The organism is Nocardioides luteus, from assembly GCF_014648595.1.
Taxonomy (GTDB): domain Bacteria; phylum Actinomycetota; class Actinomycetes; order Propionibacteriales; family Nocardioidaceae; genus Nocardioides; species Nocardioides luteus.
This window is the reverse complement of sequence record NZ_BMRK01000044.1, coordinates 1-1,093: the sequence shown is the minus strand read 5'-3', so window position 1 is coordinate 1,093 and position 1,093 is coordinate 1. Positions and strand designations below refer to the sequence as shown.

The window sequence follows — 1,093 nt, the reverse complement described above, 5'->3', positions numbered from 1 at the left end:
TGTACTCGGCCATCAGGTTGGTGACAGTCGGCTGATCGGTGGGAGTCCTGCGAGTGCGCTGTGGCGGCGGACAGTGTTGTAGTGCTCGAGCCATGGTGCAAGGGCAGCTGTTCGGTCGGTGTTGGTGAGGTAGACCTGGCGGTAGGCCCACTCGGTGGCCAGGGTGCGGTTGTATCTCTCGACCTTGCCGTTCTGCCAGGGACAGTGGGGCTTGATGAACTTGTGCTTGGCGTTGATGGCGTTGATGGCGGCGGCTACGTCGTGGGATCTGCGGTAGGAGAAGTGGTTGTCGGTGATGACCCGCTCGATGCGGGTGATGCCGTGGGCTGTGAAGTAGTCGGCGGCACGGCGGATGAACTCGGCGCAGGTCAGTCCCTTCTCGTCGGGGAGGACCTCGGAGTAGGCCAGTCGGGAGTGGTCATCGACCATCGAGTGCACGTAGTCGTAGCCGATCCGGGCCTGTTTCTTGGCCCAGGTCGAGCCCATCTGACGTCCGTGGGCCTTCCAGCCGCCACCGTCGGGGATCTTGCCGATCTTCTTGACGTCGACATGGACCAGCTCACCGGGACGGTCGCGTTCGTAGCGCACCGCGGTGGTCTTCGAGGCACGGATGACCTCGCCGGTCAGCGGGTCACACTCACGCAGATAGGGGACGCGATGGCGGCGTAGGACCCGCCCCACGGTCCGTCCCGGGACGCCTAGTTCGGGGCCGAGCCAGTCCTGGCCACGGCGCTCCTGGTGGCGCTTGGCCACGATCGCTTCCTCGACTGCTGCCGGTGTCTGATTCGGGCGGTGGTGTGGACGCGAGGACCGGTCATAGAGCCCGGTTTCGCCTTCAGCGCGGTATCGGCTGATCCAGCGGTGCGCGCACTGGCGGGAGACGCCTTGGGCCTTGGCCGCGTGCGCGACAGCCCAGTCGTCCTCGACGACTCGCTGGACCAGGAGTTGCCGGCCACGAAAGTTCAGCCGGGCATTACGGTGGGACACGAAGACCTCCGGACGGTGGATGACCTAGACAGCAACCACCGCACCCGGAGGTCTTCGCTACGTCAACAACCGACTCGGAGTGTCACCAACCTCCTGGCCGAGTACA

General features: G+C 65.1%; 1 protein-coding gene. It reads right to left on the bottom strand.

Features of this window, described 5'->3' with window-relative positions:
• Positions 1–12: 12 nt before the first annotated feature.
• On the bottom strand, positions 13–987 hold the full coding sequence (locus tag IEY81_RS23880) for an IS481 family transposase (protein ID WP_189120995.1): 975 nt from the start codon (positions 985–987) through the stop codon (positions 13–15).
• Positions 988–1,093: the final 106 nt, after the last annotated feature.